Source organism: Macrococcus epidermidis (assembly GCF_024205965.1).
GTDB lineage: Bacteria > Bacillota > Bacilli > Staphylococcales > Staphylococcaceae > Macrococcoides > Macrococcoides epidermidis.
In genome coordinates this window covers 2,253,661-2,275,844 of record NZ_CP073819.1, presented here as the reverse complement: position 1 = coordinate 2,275,844, position 22,184 = coordinate 2,253,661, and the positions used below count along the sequence as shown (strand labels likewise).

15 protein-coding genes and 1 pseudogene are annotated in these 22,184 nt (G+C 32.9%); 11 read left to right on the top strand and 5 right to left on the bottom strand.

What is annotated here, in order from left to right; all coding sequences use genetic code 11:
* Positions 1-22 precede the first annotated feature (22 nt).
* Positions 23-1,162 carry a TcaA NTF2-like domain-containing protein gene (locus tag KFV12_RS12135; RefSeq protein WP_254256871.1) on the top strand — a complete coding sequence of 380 codons (1,140 nt, stop codon included), beginning with the start codon at positions 23-25 and terminating at the stop codon, positions 1,160-1,162.
* 64 nt (positions 1,163-1,226) lie between these two features.
* On the opposite strand, the gene trhA is transcribed toward KFV12_RS12135, so the two are convergent.
* Positions 1,227-1,895, bottom strand: a complete 669-nt coding sequence (gene trhA, locus KFV12_RS12130) for a PAQR family membrane homeostasis protein TrhA (protein WP_254256870.1) — start codon at positions 1,893-1,895, stop codon at positions 1,227-1,229.
* 504 nt (positions 1,896-2,399) lie between these two features.
* On the opposite strand from trhA, the gene KFV12_RS12125 reads away from it, so the two are divergent.
* A complete protein-coding gene (locus KFV12_RS12125; RefSeq protein WP_254256869.1) occupies positions 2,400-3,422 on the top strand; it encodes a LysM peptidoglycan-binding domain-containing protein in 1,023 nt (340 codons plus the stop codon).
* Between the two features lie 178 nt (positions 3,423-3,600).
* On the opposite strand, the gene KFV12_RS12120 is transcribed toward KFV12_RS12125, so the two are convergent.
* Positions 3,601-4,125 carry a hypothetical protein gene (locus KFV12_RS12120; protein ID WP_254256868.1) on the bottom strand — a complete coding sequence of 175 codons (525 nt, stop codon included), beginning with the start codon at positions 4,123-4,125 and terminating at the stop codon, positions 3,601-3,603.
* Positions 4,126-4,190: 65 nt separating this feature from the next.
* Positions 4,191-4,805, bottom strand: coding sequence for a thermonuclease family protein (locus KFV12_RS12115; protein WP_133447182.1), 615 nt, complete (start codon positions 4,803-4,805; stop codon positions 4,191-4,193).
* 132 nt (positions 4,806-4,937) lie between these two features.
* Here KFV12_RS12115 and KFV12_RS12110 point away from each other — a divergent pair, with 132 nt between their 5' ends.
* The 3 genes and pseudogenes from KFV12_RS12110 (at position 4,938) to KFV12_RS12100 (ending at position 7,802) form a co-directional block, all read left to right on the top strand.
* A complete protein-coding gene (locus KFV12_RS12110; protein ID WP_254256867.1) occupies positions 4,938-5,501 on the top strand; it encodes a helix-turn-helix domain-containing protein in 564 nt (187 codons plus the stop codon).
* Complete coding sequence (locus KFV12_RS12105; protein WP_254256866.1) at positions 5,498-6,469, top strand: YeiH family protein; 972 nt, start codon at positions 5,498-5,500, stop codon at positions 6,467-6,469. The genes KFV12_RS12110 and KFV12_RS12105 overlap by 4 nt, the downstream gene beginning before the upstream one ends.
* A gap of 186 nt (positions 6,470-6,655) precedes the next feature.
* Positions 6,656-7,802, top strand: a pseudogene (locus KFV12_RS12100) (IS3 family transposase).
* 201 nt (positions 7,803-8,003) lie between these two features.
* Here the strand turns inward: KFV12_RS12100 and KFV12_RS12095 are convergent.
* Complete coding sequence (locus KFV12_RS12095; RefSeq protein ID WP_254256865.1) at positions 8,004-9,533, bottom strand: glycosyl hydrolase family 28-related protein; 1,530 nt, start codon at positions 9,531-9,533, stop codon at positions 8,004-8,006.
* Between the two features lie 184 nt (positions 9,534-9,717).
* On the opposite strand from KFV12_RS12095, the gene KFV12_RS12090 reads away from it, so the two are divergent.
* Entirely contained in the window at positions 9,718-11,238 is a 1,521-nt protein-coding gene (locus KFV12_RS12090) for an EVE domain-containing protein (protein WP_254256864.1), read from the top strand.
* Positions 11,239-11,449: 211 nt separating this feature from the next.
* Here KFV12_RS12090 and KFV12_RS12085 read toward each other — a convergent pair whose 3' ends face one another.
* Positions 11,450-12,571 (bottom strand): IS4 family transposase, encoded by a 1,122-nt coding sequence (locus KFV12_RS12085; protein ID WP_254256863.1) that lies wholly within the window; start codon positions 12,569-12,571, stop codon positions 11,450-11,452.
* 720 nt (positions 12,572-13,291) lie between these two features.
* Between KFV12_RS12085 and KFV12_RS12080 the strand changes: the two genes are divergently transcribed.
* The 5 genes from KFV12_RS12080 (at position 13,292) to KFV12_RS12060 (ending at position 22,138) form a co-directional block, all read left to right on the top strand.
* A complete protein-coding gene (locus tag KFV12_RS12080; protein WP_254256862.1) occupies positions 13,292-14,554 on the top strand; it encodes an SdrD B-like domain-containing protein in 1,263 nt (420 codons plus the stop codon).
* Between the two features lie 242 nt (positions 14,555-14,796).
* Positions 14,797-16,116 (top strand): ISL3 family transposase, encoded by a 1,320-nt coding sequence (locus KFV12_RS12075; RefSeq protein WP_254256861.1) that lies wholly within the window; start codon positions 14,797-14,799, stop codon positions 16,114-16,116.
* Between the two features lie 113 nt (positions 16,117-16,229).
* Complete coding sequence (locus KFV12_RS12070; protein WP_254256860.1) at positions 16,230-16,847, top strand: transposase; 618 nt, start codon at positions 16,230-16,232, stop codon at positions 16,845-16,847.
* A gap of 7 nt (positions 16,848-16,854) precedes the next feature.
* Positions 16,855-17,292 (top strand): transposase, encoded by a 438-nt coding sequence (locus KFV12_RS12065; protein WP_367304781.1) that lies wholly within the window; start codon positions 16,855-16,857, stop codon positions 17,290-17,292.
* A gap of 652 nt (positions 17,293-17,944) precedes the next feature.
* On the top strand, positions 17,945-22,138 hold the full coding sequence (locus KFV12_RS12060; protein WP_254256859.1) for a SpaA isopeptide-forming pilin-related protein: 4,194 nt from the start codon (positions 17,945-17,947) through the stop codon (positions 22,136-22,138).
* Positions 22,139-22,184 lie beyond the last annotated feature (46 nt).

Here is a 22,184-nt window from a genome sequence, read left to right as displayed (position 1 = left end):
TAAAATAGAGGAAAATAACTGAATGGATGGTGTAGTCGTGCGTATATATAAATTAATATTGACAGTATTGTTGTCATTTGTGCTTGTGGCATGTAATAATGCGCAGCAGGACAAAGAAGAAACGAAATCAACCGAAACATCAAAAGTGAAGTCAGACAGTCCGGAAACAACAACGGAAGAACCATCTAGTGAAGCGCAGTCGGATAAAGAAAAAAACAAAGAAGCACAATCAAAGAAAAAAATAAAACGAACAAAAAAATCTACTAAAGCTAAAGTGACGAATACAAATGAAACGACGGCGAACTTAAAACAGTTGACACATCAAACGATGACGGATTATTTAAATGCAATGCCAAATGCATTTAATCAACGTAATTACAGTATGATCCGTCCTTTTATAAAATCTAACTCTAAAGCCGAAGCATATATTTTAGCGAAATTACCGACAGGTAGTTTTGATAACTATCGTATTACCGCTCAGAGTATAGATCAAATTGATGTTAGAAATAGATATGCGCATGCCATCGTTACTCGTACGCTATCATCAAATGCTACAGGTGGACAATTGAAACGCGTCATTACAGTATTTGATTTCTATTATAATAAACAATCAAAGAAAATGGAGTTATATGACTTTAATGATAAAGCCATTTTTGATGTACAAAATACTGCACCAGCATCACCAAAAACTCCTTCAGCAACACCTAAGCCATCAACACAACAAGCGAAAGGTGACGCAACGACGTGTATTCAAACACGATTGCAATCAAGTTGTGAAGGTGTAAGTGATACACAGTTACGCAATGCATATAATGCAATGGTGAGTGCAGGTTCTTTACCTCAAGCAGCGGATAATGGATGCATCACTTGTACGATTAAAGCAGCTTATCAGTTAAAAGATCAGCCGGTCGCTGCTCAAGTAAAAGTGAAAAGCTTACCGCAAGCTGTTCAAATGGCAACGGATAAATACCGTAAAAAGGTAGAAGCTTATTATTCTGAAATGGATATCGCAATTGTCGGTGCTGAACCGATAAACGGTAAAGATATTCAGGAAGATTTAGGTGGAAAGTACTATAAAGTGAAAGCGATTGATATTCAGTCAAAAGAATTATTGCAGACATATAAAGTTTATATTCAAAGCGGAAAGATAATTGCAGAATAGAATATATGATTATAAAAATCAAAAAACGTCAGAAATTAATCTGACGTTTTTATTTTTTTAAGGATCACTGAATAAAATAAAGTAATGCGACGAAGTGACAAAGTGCACCGGCAAGGATAAAGAAATGCCAGATCATATGGAAGTAATGACGATGTTTTTGAGCATAGAACCATGAGCCCACACTATACATCACACCACCTAAAACGATAAAGGTAATAAACAACCAGCTCGCTTTTGTAATGAGCGCCGGAAATAAGAGGATACCTAACCACCCCATAATCAGATAGATTGCAAGACTGATTTTAGGGTTAACGTGTTTTGCGGTTGATTTGTAAACAATACCTGCAATCGTAATGACCCATTCAATAATCATAATACTGATACCTAACTTACCACCCACTAAACTTAAAGCTACAGGTGTATAGGTTCCTGCAATAGCGATATAAATTAAAGCATGATCGATAATGCGCATCACATATTTATGAATTGATTTAGGAGGCATGAGGTGGTAGATCGCTGATGATAAGAACATCAGGAAGATGCTGATTAAGAATACACTGATACCAAATGCAAATGTTGAGCCATGTTCGATATACGTCTTGATTGCAAAGTAAGGTAAGGAGAATAAAATAAGCAATGCTGGTACACCATGAGATACCGAGTTACCTACTTCTTCACCGAATTTCAATTCTTTAATATCTCTGAAATTATAGCGAGGTGCTTCCGGTTTCATCTGATCATTCCTTTAGTATGCGTTTTTATTTTATTCTAACATATAATTAATTATTACATGATTTTAGACTATTCGTAAAAAATGAAAAAAATTGTCGAAAAAAATCATTAATTTACTGAAAATTCTAAATTTACAACGGTTTGTTACAGTTATGTTACAATGTAAAACTGAATATATTATTTAATTAACTATATGTTATAAAGCGTTTTCAAACGTTGATATATCAATGTATTATTAACATGACAAACCAAATTATAATTGTTAAGTAAAATATGAAAATTGTCGAAAATAATAAAAAGAATTTTTATTTCATTTACGCACCGAACACCTGGAAGTGTTGATATAATTCAGTTCAACATAACTTTGTACAAAAAGTGTTCGTATTACAAATAAATATTATTACTTATTAATAAATAAGCAATTGAAAGAAAACTGTAATGTCAAAAGAACAATAAATATGCAATAATAGATTTATTGAAAAAGTAAGGCTAGGAGGAACAAAATTTGAAGAAAAAAATAATTTTCGCGGCTACAACTGCATCAGCTGCGGTTGCTACTTATTCACATCATGCACAAGCAGCAGAGCATAAAGTTCAACCAGGTGAGTCATTATGGTCTATCGCCAACCAATACGGGACTTCAATTGATCAGTTAAAGTCGTTAAATCAATTATCATCAAATTTGATTTTTCCTTACCAGACGTTAAAGGTATCGGGTGAAGTAACACGAACAAATACGACAAATACAACGACAAATGTGAGCCGTCCACAAAGTACAACAGCTACAGGCAATATACATATTGTTCAATCAGGTGAAAGTTTATCGATTATCGCTGCAAAATACAATGCAACTGTTGCGCAGATTATGAAGTTAAATAATTTATCAGGATATTTAATTTTCCCTAATCAAAAATTAAAAGTATCTGCAGCTGGAAATACAACATCAACATCATCAGTAAATGCTAAAGTGCATATTGTTCAGCATGGTGAATATTTAGCGAAAATTGCAAATCAATATGGTGTTACAGTGCAGAGTATTAAACAATGGAATAATCTTTCATCAAATATTATATACTCAAATCAAAGATTAATTGTAAGTGGAAATGCAGTCCCTGCAACAATTCCGACTAGTGGGGTACAAAAAGCACCATCTAAAGTTGTAACGACTCCTGTGGTGACAGTAACACCAGTGTTTTCACATCCTAATCTATATGATTATGGGCAATGTACCTGGTATGCATTTAACAAACGTGCAGCAATTGGAAAAGGGATTTCTACATATTGGTGGAATGCTAACAATTGGGCGGCTGGTGCGCGTAAAGATGGCTATACAGTGAACAACATCCCAGAAGTTGGTGCATTGGCGACAACTACTGACGGTCCCTTAGGTCATGTTGCATTTGTTGAACGTGTAAATGCTGATGGAACGATTATGGTTTCAGAGACGAATTATTTAACGCCTTCAGGTGTTGTGGGTTATAGAACACTTACTTTATCTCAAATGAGCAGATATCAATTCATACATTAGATTATGTCGGATTTGTAGTAAGGCATTCAATCAAAATGAGAAAATCATCCGTAAACCATTCTTGGATTTAGGATGATTTTATTTTTGTTGTAAGGGTTTCAAGTGATAGCCGTTTCAAATGTTGAGTTATAAATACCCCCTTGAAATTCACCGACTGAATTTCAAGGGGGATTATTTCTTAATTAGCTAAAATAAATTGTTCGATACTGTCATAATTTTTTCGCTCTATAATTGTTGCTGGATCTAGATGGATGAAGAAGTGGTCTGAGGATGAAATATACGCACCGTCTTCAGAGCCGAACCCCCGTTCTATATATTCAATATTTTGAGCTTCGCAGTATTCAATAATCTCTTTTCGTAATGCTTCGCATGACTCTATAAATTTTTTTATTGAGTGGTGATTAATGTAATAGTTATCGATTAAGGTCGTACCTTCAATCATACCTTGTTGATTCATAACAGGAATCTCTTCCCAAAAAATTTCTACATCACCTTCATGTGATAGATTTGTTAGCGGATAAATACTTCCGTTATGATGATGTTCATAGTAGGTTGGAAGTGCATCGTGCTTAATTTCATAATCATAAAGATTATGCTTTGTTACAAATGGTATTGTTTCTACCCATTCGATAAGTTGTTTTTCGTGGCCGAAAAGTCCGATATTTTGAATGTTATTTGGACTGATAAATTTAAGTAAGTACATAATATCCTCCTAAGTTTTCATTGGATTTAACTTCATTTTAATCTATTTCAGATATCATTTAAATATTAGCCCAATGCTTCTTTTATTCCTTTAATCAAACCATCGATAGCAGCATCCAATATTCTATGCAAGGCTTCACGTATTTGAAGACCTATATCTGTTTCTGCTTTTCGTTCTTCAGCTGTACTATTAAATCCCTCTCCATCAGTATTAACGAAACCTTTAATAGACCAGATTTTTAAACCTTGCTGTTTTGCTTTTTTTTCGGCTTGTAACAGTCTGTCTAAATAATCTTTCTGTTGATAAACGTAACCTACGCGTGCATACCCCTGTTGAACTAGCAGTTCGTTAATCATCGTATTCCCACAATATAGATAGACCAAATCTCTGCCGTAACGGTCTCTTTTTCCTTTAGTGTCATACTGAATCTTTAAATCACAAGTTTTTACGAGAGATTCTGTAAAACGTGCAGCTTCAATAGCATAGGGTTGTACTGGTGTGTTAGGCTTCTTCGATTCTGGCGTATCAACAAGCAGTAATCTGACTGTCTTTTTTCGGTTATTTACTTTTATAGAAACGGTATCACCATCAATGGCACGATCAAACGTTGCATTGATTTTTGGCATATCAGTTTGAAACATACTGAAATTTACTGTTAGAGCTAAAGCGGATAATATCAAAATAAAACCTCATTTATTTAAAAGATGTATCTATTATACACAAACGTATGTTCTGTTTCAAATGAGAAAGGACTTTAACATTTATTATATGTTGGTTATAATGTATTTAATAAAATAAAGCGGGTGATGGGTATGAAGGAAATACATGATATTGTTGCACATAATTTAAAGATGTATCGCACTGACAATGGTTTAACATTAGATAACGTATCGCGTCGCTCAGGTGTATCCAAGACGATGCTGTCGCAAATCGAGCGAGGAGATTCTATTCCATCAATTACGACGGTATGGAAGATAGCGAATGGATTGAAGATAAGTTTTATGGCATTAATTAAGTCACCCGATCAAAAAGTAGATATAAAGAAAAAGTTAGAATTGATGGAAATCACTGGAGATGACGGAAGATATCGTTTATATCCATTCTATCCTTTTGAAAGTGGTCGCCCATTCGAAATGTATCAGTTTGAAATTGAACCGGGTGGCGTATTTGCTGCAGAAGCACATCAAACAGGGACTGAAGAATATATAATGATCTATCAGGGCATGCTCAATCTTAAAGTGCAGAATGAGGATTATCAAATAGAAAAAGATACGGCACTACGCTTTGATGCAGATGTTCCACATGTATATACCAATATTGGTGAAGGCATTGTTCTTGGAACGATGACAATCTATTATCCGGAGCGAATCGTATGAAGTGGCAGGGTGTTATCTTATGTAGTATGATTGCCGTAATTGCGACAATACTAGGTCAATTCTTTCCAATTATAGGTGGTATCATCTTTAGTATCATTCTTGGCATTATAATAAGTAATACATTTCAGCTGCCAGATAAATATCAACCGGGTATTAAATTTGCATCAAAGAAGATATTGCAGTATGCCATTATCGCCATGGGTTTTACGCTTAATTTAAGAGTCGTCATTGACATGGGTATGTCTTCATTACCCATTACACTGACAACGATAACGGCAGCTTTACTTGTGAGTATATGGTTAGGGAAAGTTATGAACATAGGAGAAAATATTAGAACATTAATCGGTGTAGGAACGGCCATCTGCGGAGGATCCGCTATTGCAGCAGCTAGTCCGATAGTGGATGCTAAAGAAGATGAAGTCGCATTCTCGTTATCGACCATCTTCTTATTTAATATCATTGCAGTATTTCTTTTTCCTGTTATTGGTCATACAATAGGTTTAAGCGATATTGGGTTTGGTCATTTTGCAGGGACAGCGATAAATGATACGAGTAGTGTGGTGGCAGCAGGATATGCCTATTCTGAAACAGCTGGTGACACTGCGACAATCGTCAAACTTGTCCGAGCGTTAATGATTATACCGGTCTGCCTCATACTTGTAGCATTACAAATAGGGAAAAGAGAAAAGACAGCGTTCAGCATCAAGAAAGTATTCCCGTGGTTTATTCTTTATTTCCTGTTGGCAAGTGTGATAACTTCAGTTATTAATTTACCGAATGAGATCATAACATACATTAAATTGCTTTCAACCTTTATGATCAGCATTGCAATGGCCGGTATCGGGTTATCGGTAAGCCTTAAACAATTCCGCGCAATTGGAATAAAGCCGGTCTTATTAGGAGCAAGTGTATGGTTCGTTGTAGCGGGTATAAGTTTAATAATGCAATGGTTATTGAATACCTGGTAGGAGTGTTTATATGATAAAGAAATTTATACTGTCATTTGTAGTAGGTTTAATCGCAATGCTATTAAGAAGCGATAAGAAAGCAGAATAAGTTTGAAGAGTCCTGGAACTGACCCCATTTAGTGAGACAAAAATAAAAAAGCACTCTTGTTGAATTCATATTAAAATGAATTTGATAGGAGTGTTTTTATTATGAAGAGAGTTTCATATTCAAGTGAAGTTAAATGGAAATGTGTAGAACTCAAAGCTGCTGGCTTAAGTACAAAAGAAATAATGGATGAATTAAATATTAGAAATAAAACCCAAGTTGAAACATGGTGGAGATGGTACAGAAATGGAGAAACACATCGGTTCGATCAACAAGTTGGAAAACAATATAGTTATTCTAAGGGAATTCAAGAACTCGATGAGATTGAACAATTAAAATTAGAAATAAGAAGGAAAGATGCAGAGTTAGATGTCTTAAAAAAGTACATGGAATTACAAAGTAGTTGGTACCTGAGATTGTAGTAGAATTGGTTGAATCATTAAGAAGTGAATATGACCTAGAAATATTGTTATCTGCTTTACAAGTAGCACGTTCAACATTTTACAGATGGAGAAATCTTGTTACTAATAGTAATTATCATCTCGAGAAAAAATCGGTAAAATATGCAGGGACAATAATTTTACCTACGGTTATCGAAAAATTTGTAACATAATTAACCGTGATTCTGAAAAGCAAATAAATCATAAGCGTGTTCAAAGAATAATGCAAAAAAATAACTGGAATTGCAGAGCTAGAGCTAAAAAGGAACAAAAATTGGGCAAACCATACTATATTACAGATAATATCTTAAATCGCGATTTTAAAACTGATAAACCTTTAACTAAGTTGGTAACTGACATAACTTATTTACCATATGGTAATACAATGCTTTATCTATCATCGATTATGGATTTATATAATGGTGAAATCATCGCTTACACAATAAACGATAAACAAGACACGAAGTTTGTTTTAGAAACTCTAAATCAATTAGAACTCCCGAAGGGATGCATATTACATAGCGATCAAGGAAGTGTTTATACCTCTAAAGATTATTATGAAGTATGTAAAGAAAAAGACATTATCAGATCAATGTCGCGAAAAGCGACACCTGCTGATAATCCCTGTATTGAATGTTTCCATTCCTCGCTAAAGTCTGAAACATTCCACTTAAACAATGAGCGATATAGCTCTAATTACATTGTAAAAGAAATTGTAGAGAAATACATCAAGAATTATAATGAAAATAGAATTCAACAAAAATTAGGCTACTTATCTCCGATAGAATATCGAAAACAAGCAGCCTAATTGAGATGCTTTTTTGTTATGTCTCAAATTAAGGGTTCAGCACCTCCTTTAGAGGGCTCTTTTTTCGGGAAAAATATAGTGATAATTTGTTTAATTGTGCGTTAACGTAAGCTAGATCAGATTAAATTTGACGCCAGTTTCGCACACAATCTCTTAACAAAAAATACACGGAATTATAGTTTTCCGTGTATTTATTACTATTTATTTATCTTCAGCCTTCAATGGTGCTACTTCACGACCAAGATCAGCTGGTGCAAGAGGATTCTCACGTTTTGGTATAGGTTTGTTCGTAGATTTCAGCTTATCAGGCACTTTTCCTGGTTGTGCCGATGTTTTATTCGGTGTTTCATTTACTGTTGTTTTCTCTAGGTTAATCTTTTGGGTACTTTCTGAGAACTCACCAAGTTCATTTTTATTTGCTTCTTGTGTTAAGTTCACAACACTATCTATAAAAGTACCAGTACCATTAGCGACTAAACGATTTGATACATCATTGAACGTTGTATTATGGAATGTTGCTGTCGTATTATTTGCGTAAACAGCCGATATCGGTGAGCGTTTGCCATCAATTTCAATGTTATTTACGACTGAATTATACATATCAAATGAATAATTCTTCGGTTTCATACCTTCAGTGTAATAAACACCATGAACGATTTTATTTCGTCCGAAAGGTAATAAGTTCACCTCTATGTTATTTGAACGTTCACGTAATTCACCGTTCACACCGGCAGCAATGAAGTAACTTTTTGCACGTGTCTTAACATCATCAGTATTCCAGTACACATTACCATAAGTAGATTCTACATGGAATGTGGTTTCATAATCATTGAATGTAGAATTTGTAACATTGATCGTTGTATTCTGGTCTTTCAGCCAGTTATCTTCATTGGCATCCTGAATTGTACCGTTTTCATATACGACACCAATCCAGCCCATATACTCTTTAGAACGCTTTGAAGTTTTAGCGTTAGAGACTACTTTATCAATATTAACGACAGCATCCTCTTTATGTCCGCTTAAATAAATGGCCATACCGAAACTATCGGTAATATCATCTCCGCCGACATCTTCAAGATTCACATTTTTAATATTCACATCTCGGTATTCTTGTGCAAATATCGCATACCCACCATACATATGTTTATAATTTATATCGTGGATATATAAACTTTTAGTATTTGTGATGGCAATACCTTTAGTCATCGAAGTTTTATAGAAATCATCTGCTTTTTTCATCGTAAAGTATAGATCTTGAGGATTTTTACTGCCATCGATTGTAATACCTTCAATTTCAATTTCAGATAATGCATCTTTATTTGAAGACAGACGCATCGTATAAAATTCCGGTGGATTTGTCATAGGATTCTTCGGTTTGATTATTGCACCTTCACCTTTAATATGTAATCCTTTAATATCATTTACTTCTATCGTTTTATTCGTATCATAAGTACCTTTTGGAATCACAACTTCAACTGCTTCTTCTTTTGATTTTTCAATTGCCTGCGTTAAAGCATCAGTATCATCTTTGTTATCATCAGGCTTAGCTCCGAAATCTGCTACGTTAATTTTTTTTGCATTTTTAATAGAAGGAGCTTCTTGAGTAACATTTTCTTGTGCAGTTTCTTCGGTGCTTGTTTCTTTTGGTTTTTCTTTTACTTTATTCTGGCAACCTGTAAGTAATACCGTACAAGCAACTGCTGGTAGTAACCATTTTTTCTTAAAAGACATTATTTATTCTCCTTTGAATCATAAAATTTATGATACAGTTCATTCTAACATATTATGAGTATAAACTTATTGATAAAAGCTGTGCATATCCGTGTGAAAAGCTATAATTTTAACATAAAACGCTATCATACCAATACAATCTTTACTATAATAAAATTAATTGAGTAAACAGGGGGATATATTTGTGAACTACTTTTGGTTGAATTGTGGATACAATAGATTTAATCATTTCGAAGATTTAATGGGCCAAGTTTCAGTATTCGATTCCACAGTACACTTTAATCCGAATGAAGGATATACGGCATTTAAACGAGCTTTGCCTGGAGATAAGGTTATCTTCTATCAAGTGCAGAATAAAATAGGGATACTTGGTGCGGGATCCGTCTTAAAGGTTGAGGAACCAAGACGTGGCCAAATTAAGATACACTTTAAATATGAAGAAAAGTTAGCGCCATTTACGAAAGAATATTTAATTCGAGATGAAGCGCTTAAATTGACGATTAACGGTATGAAAGAACAACTGCTTAATCCGTTAACTGAAGCAGATTATGAAAAGATAATGCGCGTCGGTAGAAATGAAGAAAAAATTAACCGCTATTTCATAATGAAAGAAGACATAGATTTTGAAGCGGATGAAACATATACAATCTATGTGCGCAATATTAATGGCGTGAATCGTAATGGATTTAAACACTATGGTCAGATGCAGCCAGGTGATAAAGTAATTATCTACAAGATAACGCCAGAAAGAGGAATATACGGGACTGCTATCGTCGTAGAAGGGATGCAGCGCAATCAACCGATACCGGGAAGAACAGACAGTACAGCCGTGAAGATGAAATATATAGAAGACATTACACCGCGTACAATCTATGAACTAGACCGAGAACCACAATTGCGTGCACAATATTTCCTGAATGAGAAGTGGAATGAATCCGTTACTGAAATAACACGCGTTCAGTACGATACATGTTTAAATCCATCAACGGACCTTGAACCAATACAATCACCTACTATCCAGCAAATGATTGATACAGCAAATTATTCGTCAAGAAGAAGTACGATGGAAAAGCAAATGAAAGTTCAAACGGATAACTCCAGTAATCAACAGTCAGATAACCAGGATGATGAACGATTAAATGCACAACAATCCAGCAATCGACTATCAACTCAACATCAATCATTGCAACAGTCTTTAACATCACACAAACCTAAAGTTGCGCCAAAGCCATGGAAGATGATCTATGTATTCAGTCTGTCCGAACATTTCAACGGAGTAGATACTGCTATTAAATATCTACAGCTTAAAAGAGATAACTTAAAAATTTACACAGCAGATACGATATGGACAAGCGGTAATCTATATGGTCAATATGTTAAAGAAGATGAAGATATTGTATTCCATCAAGGCATTATTACAGAAGCATTAGCAAGTCCGTTAAAACACGACTTACTAATAGAAGATTTTCATCACTTAAATGCAACGCAACTCAAACCACTGATCCATGCAGCACAAGGTGAACAAGTATCATTACCTGTCATGAAAGAACTCACGCGTGCAACTATCGGATTAGATGATGAAGCGACTTATCAATTAGATGTAGATTTTAAAATTGTTGCAATAACGACATCATCAATTGATGATTTTAAAGCACAGTATCCAATATATATGCATCAATATATGAAATTTTATGCGTATAAATAAATGAATCCATCCATTTGAGTATGAATTATTTAATGAAGTTTGCAATTGTATTATCAATGAATTTCACTAGTGTTGCATAAATAAAGACTGAAATTTCTGAAACTAATTTTTCTTCGAAAATTTAAAATTTGAAAACACCTGAATAAAGGTAGTAATAATCCATTTTTTGACTATAAAATTTCCATTGGCATAGCGATAAAATATCTTTGTGTTAAGGTACGCTATCACTGATTCTTCGAATCCACAGATGGCTACTTTTCCATATTGAAGCTTTAAGTAACCGTGTAATTTGGAGTATGTTCTTTTTACTATTTGTACTTAATTTAGTAATTACATTTAAGCAGTAAACTATCATCGCAATATAGACCTGATTAGCTACAGCTGTTTCAGAATGGCCATAGAATGTTTTAACGTTTAAATGTTGCTTAATCCATTTGAAGAATAGTTCAATCGACCAACGAGATTTATATATTTCACCAATCTCCTCCGGAGATAAATCAAATCTATTTGTGATTAAGACTAATTCATTACCTGATGAGTCTTTTACCAGTATTCTTCTAAAATAGTTTTCACTTCTGTTTAATGTGGTACCAACGACAACCATCTGATCTGAGATTATATGACTGTTTTCATTGACTTCAAATGTTTCAATCACTCGATGTACTGCATTTTTACGAAGACGTGATACAAAAAAGTAACCACCATCAGTCATTTCATCAAATCTTTGATAATTAACATAACCTCTATCAAAGACGTAAAGACACTCTTTGTAATCAACAAAAAGTTCTAGATGATTTTGGTCATTTTCACAAGCATTTGTTATATAAAAATTATCCGGATAACTATCGCAATCAGGCATATGAACAAGTCTCATATGTAATTTGACACCTGATTTTGTTTTACGAAATTTTGCCCATCGATGATTCCGTAAGTTTAGCGGTAATATGCTGGAATCAATTATCTTCAAAGGTGTTGTCAATTTTCTCTTTTGACTGAAATTATTTTTACAGTGAATTTGATCGAGTAACTTCAAAAATATATTTTGAAAGATTTCAGTCGGTACTACTGCTAACTTCCTGCTTAATTGAGAGTAGCTTATTGAAGTAAAACCAATGGTTTTCTGTAGTTCTTCTGAAAAGACACTATCACTTATAGCTCTTAAGCTTTCACTTTCAACTAACTGTGAAAATAATAGCAGCCTAATAAAAGATAATGTGTTTAACTTCTTTGTGTATTGATCTAAATTAAGAATTGTTACTTTCTTTGAAATTTTTTTAAAATCAATAGGAGATATCCATTGTTCAAATGATGATTTTCTAGTAAACTTATCCATAGGTTGTTCCTTTATTTTTGGATTTGGATGAGTATTACTACCTCCAACCATTATAAAGGAATTTTTTTATACAGAAAATTAATTTTTAGAAAATTCAATTCATAACCGAAGGTTACGTTATTTTTATGCAACACTAGTGATTATTCACAATTTACAAATTAGAATTTCAATAGCTAAAAATGTTTTCGCGATATGAAATACAAAGGGCTTAATGTCATTGAGGGGAATAAACGATTAAGTTAAGAATAATATTTTTATTATCAATAATTAAAAATTTGATGAAATTATTTACTCGAATGCATCTTTTAGATATATATATGATAGATGACTTCCTTTTATATAGAAGTTAATATTCATAATACTCATTATAATATTAGCTAATCTGTTTGTCACAAAATTGTCACAATTAAGATTTATATAAAAATGTGGATAAAATTATTCATAATTTTGTATAAAAAATATACGGTAATATATCTTAATTATTTAATACATTGTTCTATGGGCAATTTTAAAAAATATCTAAATATATTTTTATTAACCTTAATTTTTTATTCAATAGTTATGAATTTTTATGCAAGGCTGGTGATAACTTATTTTATATGTAAAATGCAAGTAAGTGTGGCATTGTCAAATAATAGTATTAAAATAATAATAAGTCATAATCTGAGAATTATGACGATTTGACACACTGCAATGAAAAGAAATAAGAGGAGGATTTTTATGAACAAGTATGGAATTAGAAAGTTCACAGTAGGAACAGCTTCAGTAGTAGTAGGTTCATTATTGTTCCTAGGTGCAGGTCAGCAAGCTGATGCTGCAGAAGCAACGTATTCTTTAGGGGATCGTGTTTACTCAGACAACAATGGTAACTATGTACAAGATGCTGGGGACACTGGTCTTGCAGGATTAACAGTTACTATTCGTGATTACGCTGGTAACCACGTTGCAACAACTACAACAGATGCTAACGGTAATTATTCATTATCAGGTTTAAAAAATGGTACTTATGTTGTTAACTTCGAAGTGCCAGCAGGATACGCAAATGATGTAGCAAATATCGGTTCTGAAGATGTAGATTCAGATGGACCAATTGACGTATTAGTTGATATTAATGGGGCTAACATCACTACTTTAGATACTGGATTCATTCCTTTGAATGGACAGGGTTCAGCTCCAGTACAAGGTGGAGAAACAACACCTGCTCCAGCACCAGCACCTACAAAAGGTAATTTATCTATCGGAGACCACGTATGGTGGGATGCAAACCGTAACAACTTATATGATCAAGGTGAAAACCCAGTAGCAAACTTACGTGTTACTATTCGCGACTACGCAGGTAATTTCGTAGCTGAAACTTATACTGATGCTTATGGTAACTATGCATTCCATGGTTTGTCAGATGGTCAATATATCGTTAACTTCCACAATCCATTAGATTGGTCACCAGTTATCGCTAATATTGATAACGATGTATCTGAAGCAATTGATTCAGATGGCCCAACTGATGTTATCGTTAACTTAAAAGGCGCTTCTAACTTTAACGTAGACCAAGGTTATTACGGCGTTGGTACTCCAGGACTAGTAGCAGGCGGCGGAGATAATACAACACCAGGTGGCGGAGATAACACAACACCAGGTGGCGGAGATAACACAACACCAGGTGGCGGAGATAACACAACACCAGGTGGTGGAGACAACACAACACCAGGTGGCGGAGATAACACAACACCAGGTGACGGAGATAACACAACACCAGGTGACGGAGACAACACAACACCAGGTGGTGGAGACAACACAACACCAGCACCTACTGAAACAAAGCCAGCACCGACAGCAACATTAGCTCCAGTAGAAACTGTAACACCTTCTGAAGTAGGTAAAACAGTATTACCTGACACAGGAGAAAAAGAAAACACTGGTGCGATTGCTTCAGTATTAGCATTATTAGGTGGCGCGGCATTACTTGGATCTCGTCGTAAATAGTAATTAGGGGAAAGAGTAACTCCATTTCTGGGAGGTCACTGAAAAAGTCTCAATCTTCGATTGAAAACTAAATGATTTAAGTAAGAAGGTATGAATAATAAATGGTTCTATAATAAAACGGACTGATGAAAAGATACAAATCTTTTCTTCAGCCCGTTTTTTGATTTTTTGGATATAAAAAGGACGCAATTATCTCTATAATTACAAGTGACCAAACCAATAACTAAGGAGATAATGCGTCTATGAATCATTTTATATCAAAAACATTAGGAATTAAAGATGAAAATATTGAGTTTCAAGAAACTGTTGATGAAAAAGTAATTAAAGGAATAAGAAGTTTGATTTATTATGCCAAACTATCTTACACACCGAAACGGTGTGTTAATTGTGGCTTTGAAAATAAAAACTATTCGATTGTTAAAAATGGAACTAAGAAATCAAGACTAGTAATAAATAAAATAAGTGAGAGACCGGCATATCTAATACTTTACAAACAACGTTTTCATTGTAAGTTATGTGATGCTCATTTCACCGCGGAATCAAATTGTGTGGAGAAGTATTGTTTTATTTCGAATAACACTAAATTAGCTGTTATTCATAAATCCACAAAAATTAGATCTGAAAAATCAATTGCTGAATCATGTTTTATTTCTGCAACTAGCGTCTCTAGATTTATAAAACAGGCAGCTAAAGAAGTTAATCACAATCCGATGGATTCTCTTCCTGCACATATCATGATGGATGAATTTAAAAGTGTGAAGAATGTCTCAGGTGCGATGAGTTTTATTTTTGCCGATGCTTTAACACATTGTATAGTTGATATTGTTGAGGATCGTAGACTTTTTTCATTAAAAAACTATTTTCTACGCTTTCCTTTAAAAGAAAGAAAAAAAGTACAAACAATTACTATCGATATGTATGAACCATATATCAGCTTAATTAAATCCATGTTTCCTAACGCTAAAATAATAGTTGATAGATTTCATATAATTCAATTACTTAACCGTGCTTTAAATATGGCACGTGTAAATGTTATGAATACATTCAGGAGAACAAATCCACCATTGTATAATAAATATAAAGGATATTGGAAATTACTCCTTACCCCGGAAGAAAAACTGGAGAATTTTGAATATAAGAAATTTCGATTGTTCAAAGAATTAAAAACAGAGAAAGGAATTGTTGAATACTTATTAAGTATGAATTCTGAATTAGCCGAAACACATAGTTTAGTAAATAATCTAAGACACAGCCTAAAAAATAATGACTCTAATTCATTTTTCAATACATTATTTAATACTGATACTACAACAGTTCATCATAGACTCAAAAGTTCAATTACTACATTGAGAAAATATAAATCATATATAGATAACACCATCTATTATTCTAACTTGACCAACGGTCCGTTAGAAGGTACCAATAATAAGATAAAACTAATAAAAAGAGTTTCTTTTGGTTACAGAAATTATAATAATTTAAAAAATAGAGTTTTATTATGTTCAAGATTATATTTACCTGAATCAAAAAAAGAGATTAAGCAACATAAAGTTGTCGCTTAATCTCTAATTACAGCATCAGTCCGTTTTATTATAGAACCTAATAAATTCATATCTTCTTTTTTATCTTAAATTGGTATAATAATTATATATTATTTGAATGGGTGATAAATTTATTGAGAAAACAAGGTGAAATGATATTGAGTGAGTACAGTGGGCTTTATGATATTGTAGTACCGAAAGATAATGAACTTAGAAAATTAAAAGAATTAGTCGACTTTTCATTCATCTATGATGAATTAACGACCAACTATAGTATTAATCATGGCACAATAGATCCAATAAGAATGTTTAAGGATCTTTTACTTAAAGTAACTTATAATTTATATGATGTTGATATCGTTAAAAAATCACAATATGATATGTCATTTAAATATTTTTTAGATATGGCACCTGAAGAAGATATTATAAATCCTAGTTCACTTACTAAGTTTAGACGATTAAGATTGAAAAATATTAATCTTTTAGATATGTTGATACATAAATCTGTTTCAATTGCTAAAGAACATAAACTTTTAAAAAGTGACACTTTGATTTTATATGTTACTCGTTCTCAATGCAGATATAACATTTACTCAACAAAACAACTACTAAATAGAAGAAATAACCAAGTGAAAAAATCAATATCAAAAATTTTAAACATTGAAACTGAAACACCTAAATTTGATGATATTTCAACTGAAGAATCAGTTGAAAAAAGTAGATCTTTATTAAAAAAAATTAAAGGAAAATGAAAGATATATAAATATTCCTGAAATCAGTAATAGTATAAATCTTTTAGAAGTATCAATCGAAGATTGTGAATTCTCTATTCAACACTCATATGATAAAGAAACTAGAGTTGTACATAAATCAAAAGATTCTTCATTCTATATTTATAAAACTCATATTGCGATGGATGAAAATCGAATTATAACAGCTGCCACAGTTTCAACCGGTGAAAGAACTGATGGTAAAGAATTAGAACAACTACTTAATAAGTCAATCGAGAAAGGAGTAAAGGTTTCAACTGTTGTTGATGATGCTGCATATTCTTCAAAAAATAATTTAGACCTCTGTGAAAAGGGTAAAATTGATTTAGATTCAAACCTTAATCCTTCAGTTACACACGGCTTTAGAAAAGATAAAAATCAATTTGAGTTTAACAAAGTTGCGAATATTTATATATGTCTTGTGTGAGACTTAGCTAAAAGAAAAGCAAGAAGTGGAAAGAAAAATCAAAGTACTAATTATTCTCTTACTTATTACTTCGATATCGATAAATGTAAAGTCTGTCCTCTAAAAAATGGCTGCTACAAAGATGATGCCAAAAGTAAAACATATAATGTTTGAATTAAATCTAAAATTCATTCAAAGCAGATGGAATTTATGAAATCAGAAAAATTTAAATTGATTTCGAAGAAAAGATACATGATTGGAGCAAAAAATAGCAAATTAAAAAATAGACACGGTATGAAATCATTAAAATACCTGGATCTATTTAACATGGATATGCAAGCAGCCATCCCAATTTTTGTGGTAAATCTCAAAAGAATAATGAAGATAATTAAATCGAAATAAGGTAGAGATTTTTATACTAATTCAATAAATGTAGAGAAAATCGCGAGATTTTCAGTGGCCCCCATTCCTGGAGTTACTCTTTTTTGAAAAAGAATATAGTTTTATTTAGTAATTAAAATAGTTCATATAATAAAATAAAATTGTATTGTAGTATCCTAGAAACCATGCTAATATTAACTAGAAATTAAATAAAATTTAATCTAATTAAAAAGTAGGTGATTATATCAAAAGAATTTATACTTGTTTCCTAATAATCTTGTTATTAAATGCTTTGTTTGCTGAGTTAATTTACGATTATGCATATGCAGATGAATATACACGCAATAGTGATAATCAAGATTTAGTTTCTATTAATATGGCAGGTAGCACTTCTAACAAAATATTATGGGATGTTTCTATTAATTCTAAATCGCAGATATTAGATAGTAACGAACTTCTATTAAAAATTCAAGGTGAACATTCTCTTGATTTAGAACAACTCAAAGCTACTTTGAATGAATATCAAGTTGTTATCGAGCAATCAGATAAATCTAAAGAAGTATATGTATTGAAATTAAAAGATAATTCTCAAAGCATTAACTTCAAATTTGAAACATCGAGTATGGATAATCATCAATCAGATTATAGCGCGAAACTTTCTTTAATGTTAAATAATCAAGAGGTTTCAGCAAGAGATTATTATCACCAAAAAATATCTATTAAAGGCAATATTACATTTGTTGGATTACCAAATGAATTCATACTCCCGGAATCACAATTATCTCTCGTTGATACTTCATCTGGTGAAGTTGTTAAAACTATAAGAAATATTGAGAGTAAAGGTTATGAATTTTCAGATTTAAGAAAATTTAACGAAAATGGTGAAGTAATCGATTATAAAGTAGTACCACATGATTTGATTAATTATGAGGCAGAAGTTAAAGATAATGATGTTATATATACTTTCATGACTACTTCACTTGAAGGTGTTATTGAGAATAAGGAACAAATACCATTTACAATCCATTTGATTAATAAGAATAATAATGAAAAAGTTAAAGAAAAAGAAATTAGAAATGAATCTAATTATTCTTTTCAGGATCTTCCTAAATATGATGAAAAAAATACATTGATTTCATATGCCATTCAAATAGAAGGTATTGAAGGATATAATTTTGAAATTACTAATCATAACATAACTGTTATTAAAGAAAATGATGAAAAAACCATTACAGTTTTACCTGAAGAAAGATTGAGCAGTGAAATACCATCATCTGAAACTTATTCGGAAAACAAAGATAACATTGAAACTTCTACATCTCTTGATAATATTTCTGAAAGTGTTTCAGATGAAAGTAGCGATACAACTACTAATTTTACCATTGAAAAACCAATTGTAAATGAGCCTTCTACTCGTAGGCTTGTAAATTCTTTCTCTTTAGAAACATCAAGCATCCAGAGTTTGACTACTACCAACGGTTCTTCATCATTTGTTACTGATACTCCCTTAGTACACAGTCAAACAGGCGATACTTTAACTATAAATGGTACGCTAAGTCCAGATGGAAATAAAATCAACTGGACTATAACCATAGGTAGAAATGGTAATACAGCGCATAATATTGAATATCGTTTATATAATATGGTATTCAGTGCTGGTCAAACACTTGACACAGGAAGTATTATCCAAACCCTAACCAATGGTTCAACTAAAACAACTAAAACATTAACTTACAATACGCAATACAAAGCTATAACAGGTTCTTTTTCTTCTACTGGTACTAGTGGAGGCACTGGACCTTCGGCTGCAGTTATTTCTTTTTCAACTACAATTACCGATAAAACTAAACCTTGGTATAACTTGTCAATAGGTGGTGGAACTCCGGGTGCACAGTTTATTGCTAATAATCAGAATGATTTCTTTTCAATTAATGGAACTTTATATGCAGAAGATAAATTAGCACCTACAGCCCCTCAAGTTAATACAATAACTAGTGCGTCTTTAAGTGTTACAGGGACTGCTGAACCCAATACTTTAATAACCGTTTTATTACCGAACGGTACACAGGTTACAGGCCCTGTAGATGCAAGTGGTAATTATAAAATAAATATTCCTGCTCAAATTCAGGGAAGTGTTATTTCTGTAACTGCAAAAGATTCTGCGGGGAATTTGAGTTCACCAACTAAAGTTACAGTTTCAAATCTAGTACCTACAACGATTGGAACTGTATACGATAATCAAACAAGCGTATTAGGAACGGCTTCTCCAGGATTAATTGTCACTTTGACAAATGATAAAGATGAAATTATTGGGACAACTAAAGCAGGAGATGATGGGAAATTTTATGTAGAACTTTTTCGAGTCCAAACGGTTGGAACTATTATTTATGCTGAAGCAAAGAACGCATCTGGACAAGTAAGTAATAAAGCACAAACAACTGTGCTTTCAAGTGCGAACGTACCGACACCAGGCAATGGTTTACCAATTGTTGAACCGAGTCCCAGTTACAAGGGTGCTATTTCTGATATGTCTTGGGATGAGCGTGGATTATATCGTAATCGAGTACCTCAGCCGGTAGAATATACTGAAGGATTTTTATGGAAAGCAGCTCAGCCGACTTCTACTCCTAATAAGTATGCAATTGATTTGAAAACTCAAGGTAGAGATACTATTTCCCAGACGCCACTTGATATTGTATTTGTGATAGATAACTCTAAAAGTATGGAAACATTAACCTCTAATGGATCATCGCGTTGGCAAAATATGAAGACCAGTGTTAATAGTTTTATTGATAAAGTGACAACTGGAAATAGTGGAGATATTACTAAAGATACTAGGATTGGTATTGTAAACTATGCTACTAAAATAGTCAGTCAAACGGGTTTTCAAACGAATGCAACAGCAATAAAAAATGCTATCCCAAATAGTTTTCAACAAGACACCTCAATTCCTGGAGGAACAGGTCATACATTTACACAATTAGGAATTCGTACAGGTTCTAATATGTTATCAACTGCAAGACCTAATTCAAAGAAAATTATGATTTTATTAACGGATGGGGCACCGACTTTTAGTTATAAAGGATTAACTGCAACGACTCCAGAAAATATTTCTTCATTTAGTAACGTAGTTGTAGGCAACGGAGCTGTATTTCCATTAAATTCATCACAAGGAAATTTTGCATATAGTATTGGTAATGTTGCAATCACTAATCATGGACAGCCTACTATTTCTGAGGCTAAACTTATTAAAGCAGCACATCCAGATTATGAGGTGTATGCTGTAGGTTTAGAAACTAATAAACTATCAGGACTAGATTTAGCATCTGTTAATGATATGAATAATGTAATTAATTATGTAGCTTCAGATACTAAAAATGCCTTTGTGACAAATGATACTTCTATTGATTTACCGAATATATTATCTAATATTGCTCAAAACACTGTAAAAAGTATTAGTACAACTACGAGTACAACTAATTCTGGAACTATTACTGATCCAATTGGAGAAATGTATGATTTAGATTTAGGTACAAATAATACATTTGATACTTCGGATTATAAACTTACTTCATCTCATCCAGACTTATTAAAGAATGTGACAGTTAATTATGACGTAGCTTCTAGAACAATTATGTTAAAAGGAGCAACACTTGGTAAAGGTGAATGGATTAATATCAATTATAAAGTATCTTTAAGAACATCAGATCCAAATTTTAAGGATGATCAGTGGTATCCAATGAATGGAAAGACAACTGTTCAAACTGCTACTAGTACCATTGATTTTCCGGTACCTGAAGCGAAATACAGCTACCCCACTTATTCTTTTAGCTTTATAAAGATGAGTGACAAGGATACTGCATTGCAAGGCGCAATATTTTCTTTAACAAATAGTACCGGTACTGTAGTGAAGTCAACAAGCGACAATTTAGGTCTTGTAAAGTTCTCGAGTCTTAAAGCAGGAAATTATGCATTAAAAGAAATTCAAGCACCTGCCGGGTATCTTCTTGATAATTCAACACATAGTGTAGCAGTTTCTCCAAATGGTGCTATTAATATAGATGGTCAGACATATGATGGAATACAACAATTTAAACTAACAAATAAACTTGCTGTTGGAGCTTTAAAGGTTAAGAAATATGATGCAGGAAATAATGCACGATTACTAGCCGGTGCAGTATTTGAATTAAAAGATGAGAATGGAAAGATAATCAGTACACTGAAAACTGACGATTCAGGTATTGTTAACTTCGATCAACTTCCATTTGGAGATTATCTATTAACGGAAACAATCGCTCCTGCAGGTTATCAGCTTGATAATACACAAAGACCTATCACAATTGATGGGACTACAGTAGTAACAAAGGAGATTGCTAATAAAAGAGCGACGCTCCCTAATACAGGTGGTAGAGGTACAGTAATGTTTACTATCACAGGTATTGGAATAATGATAGCAACAATCATGTTAAGAAGAAGAAAAAATTAACGCCATGTGCGATTAATATAAATTAAAATTTAAGGGAGGACATACC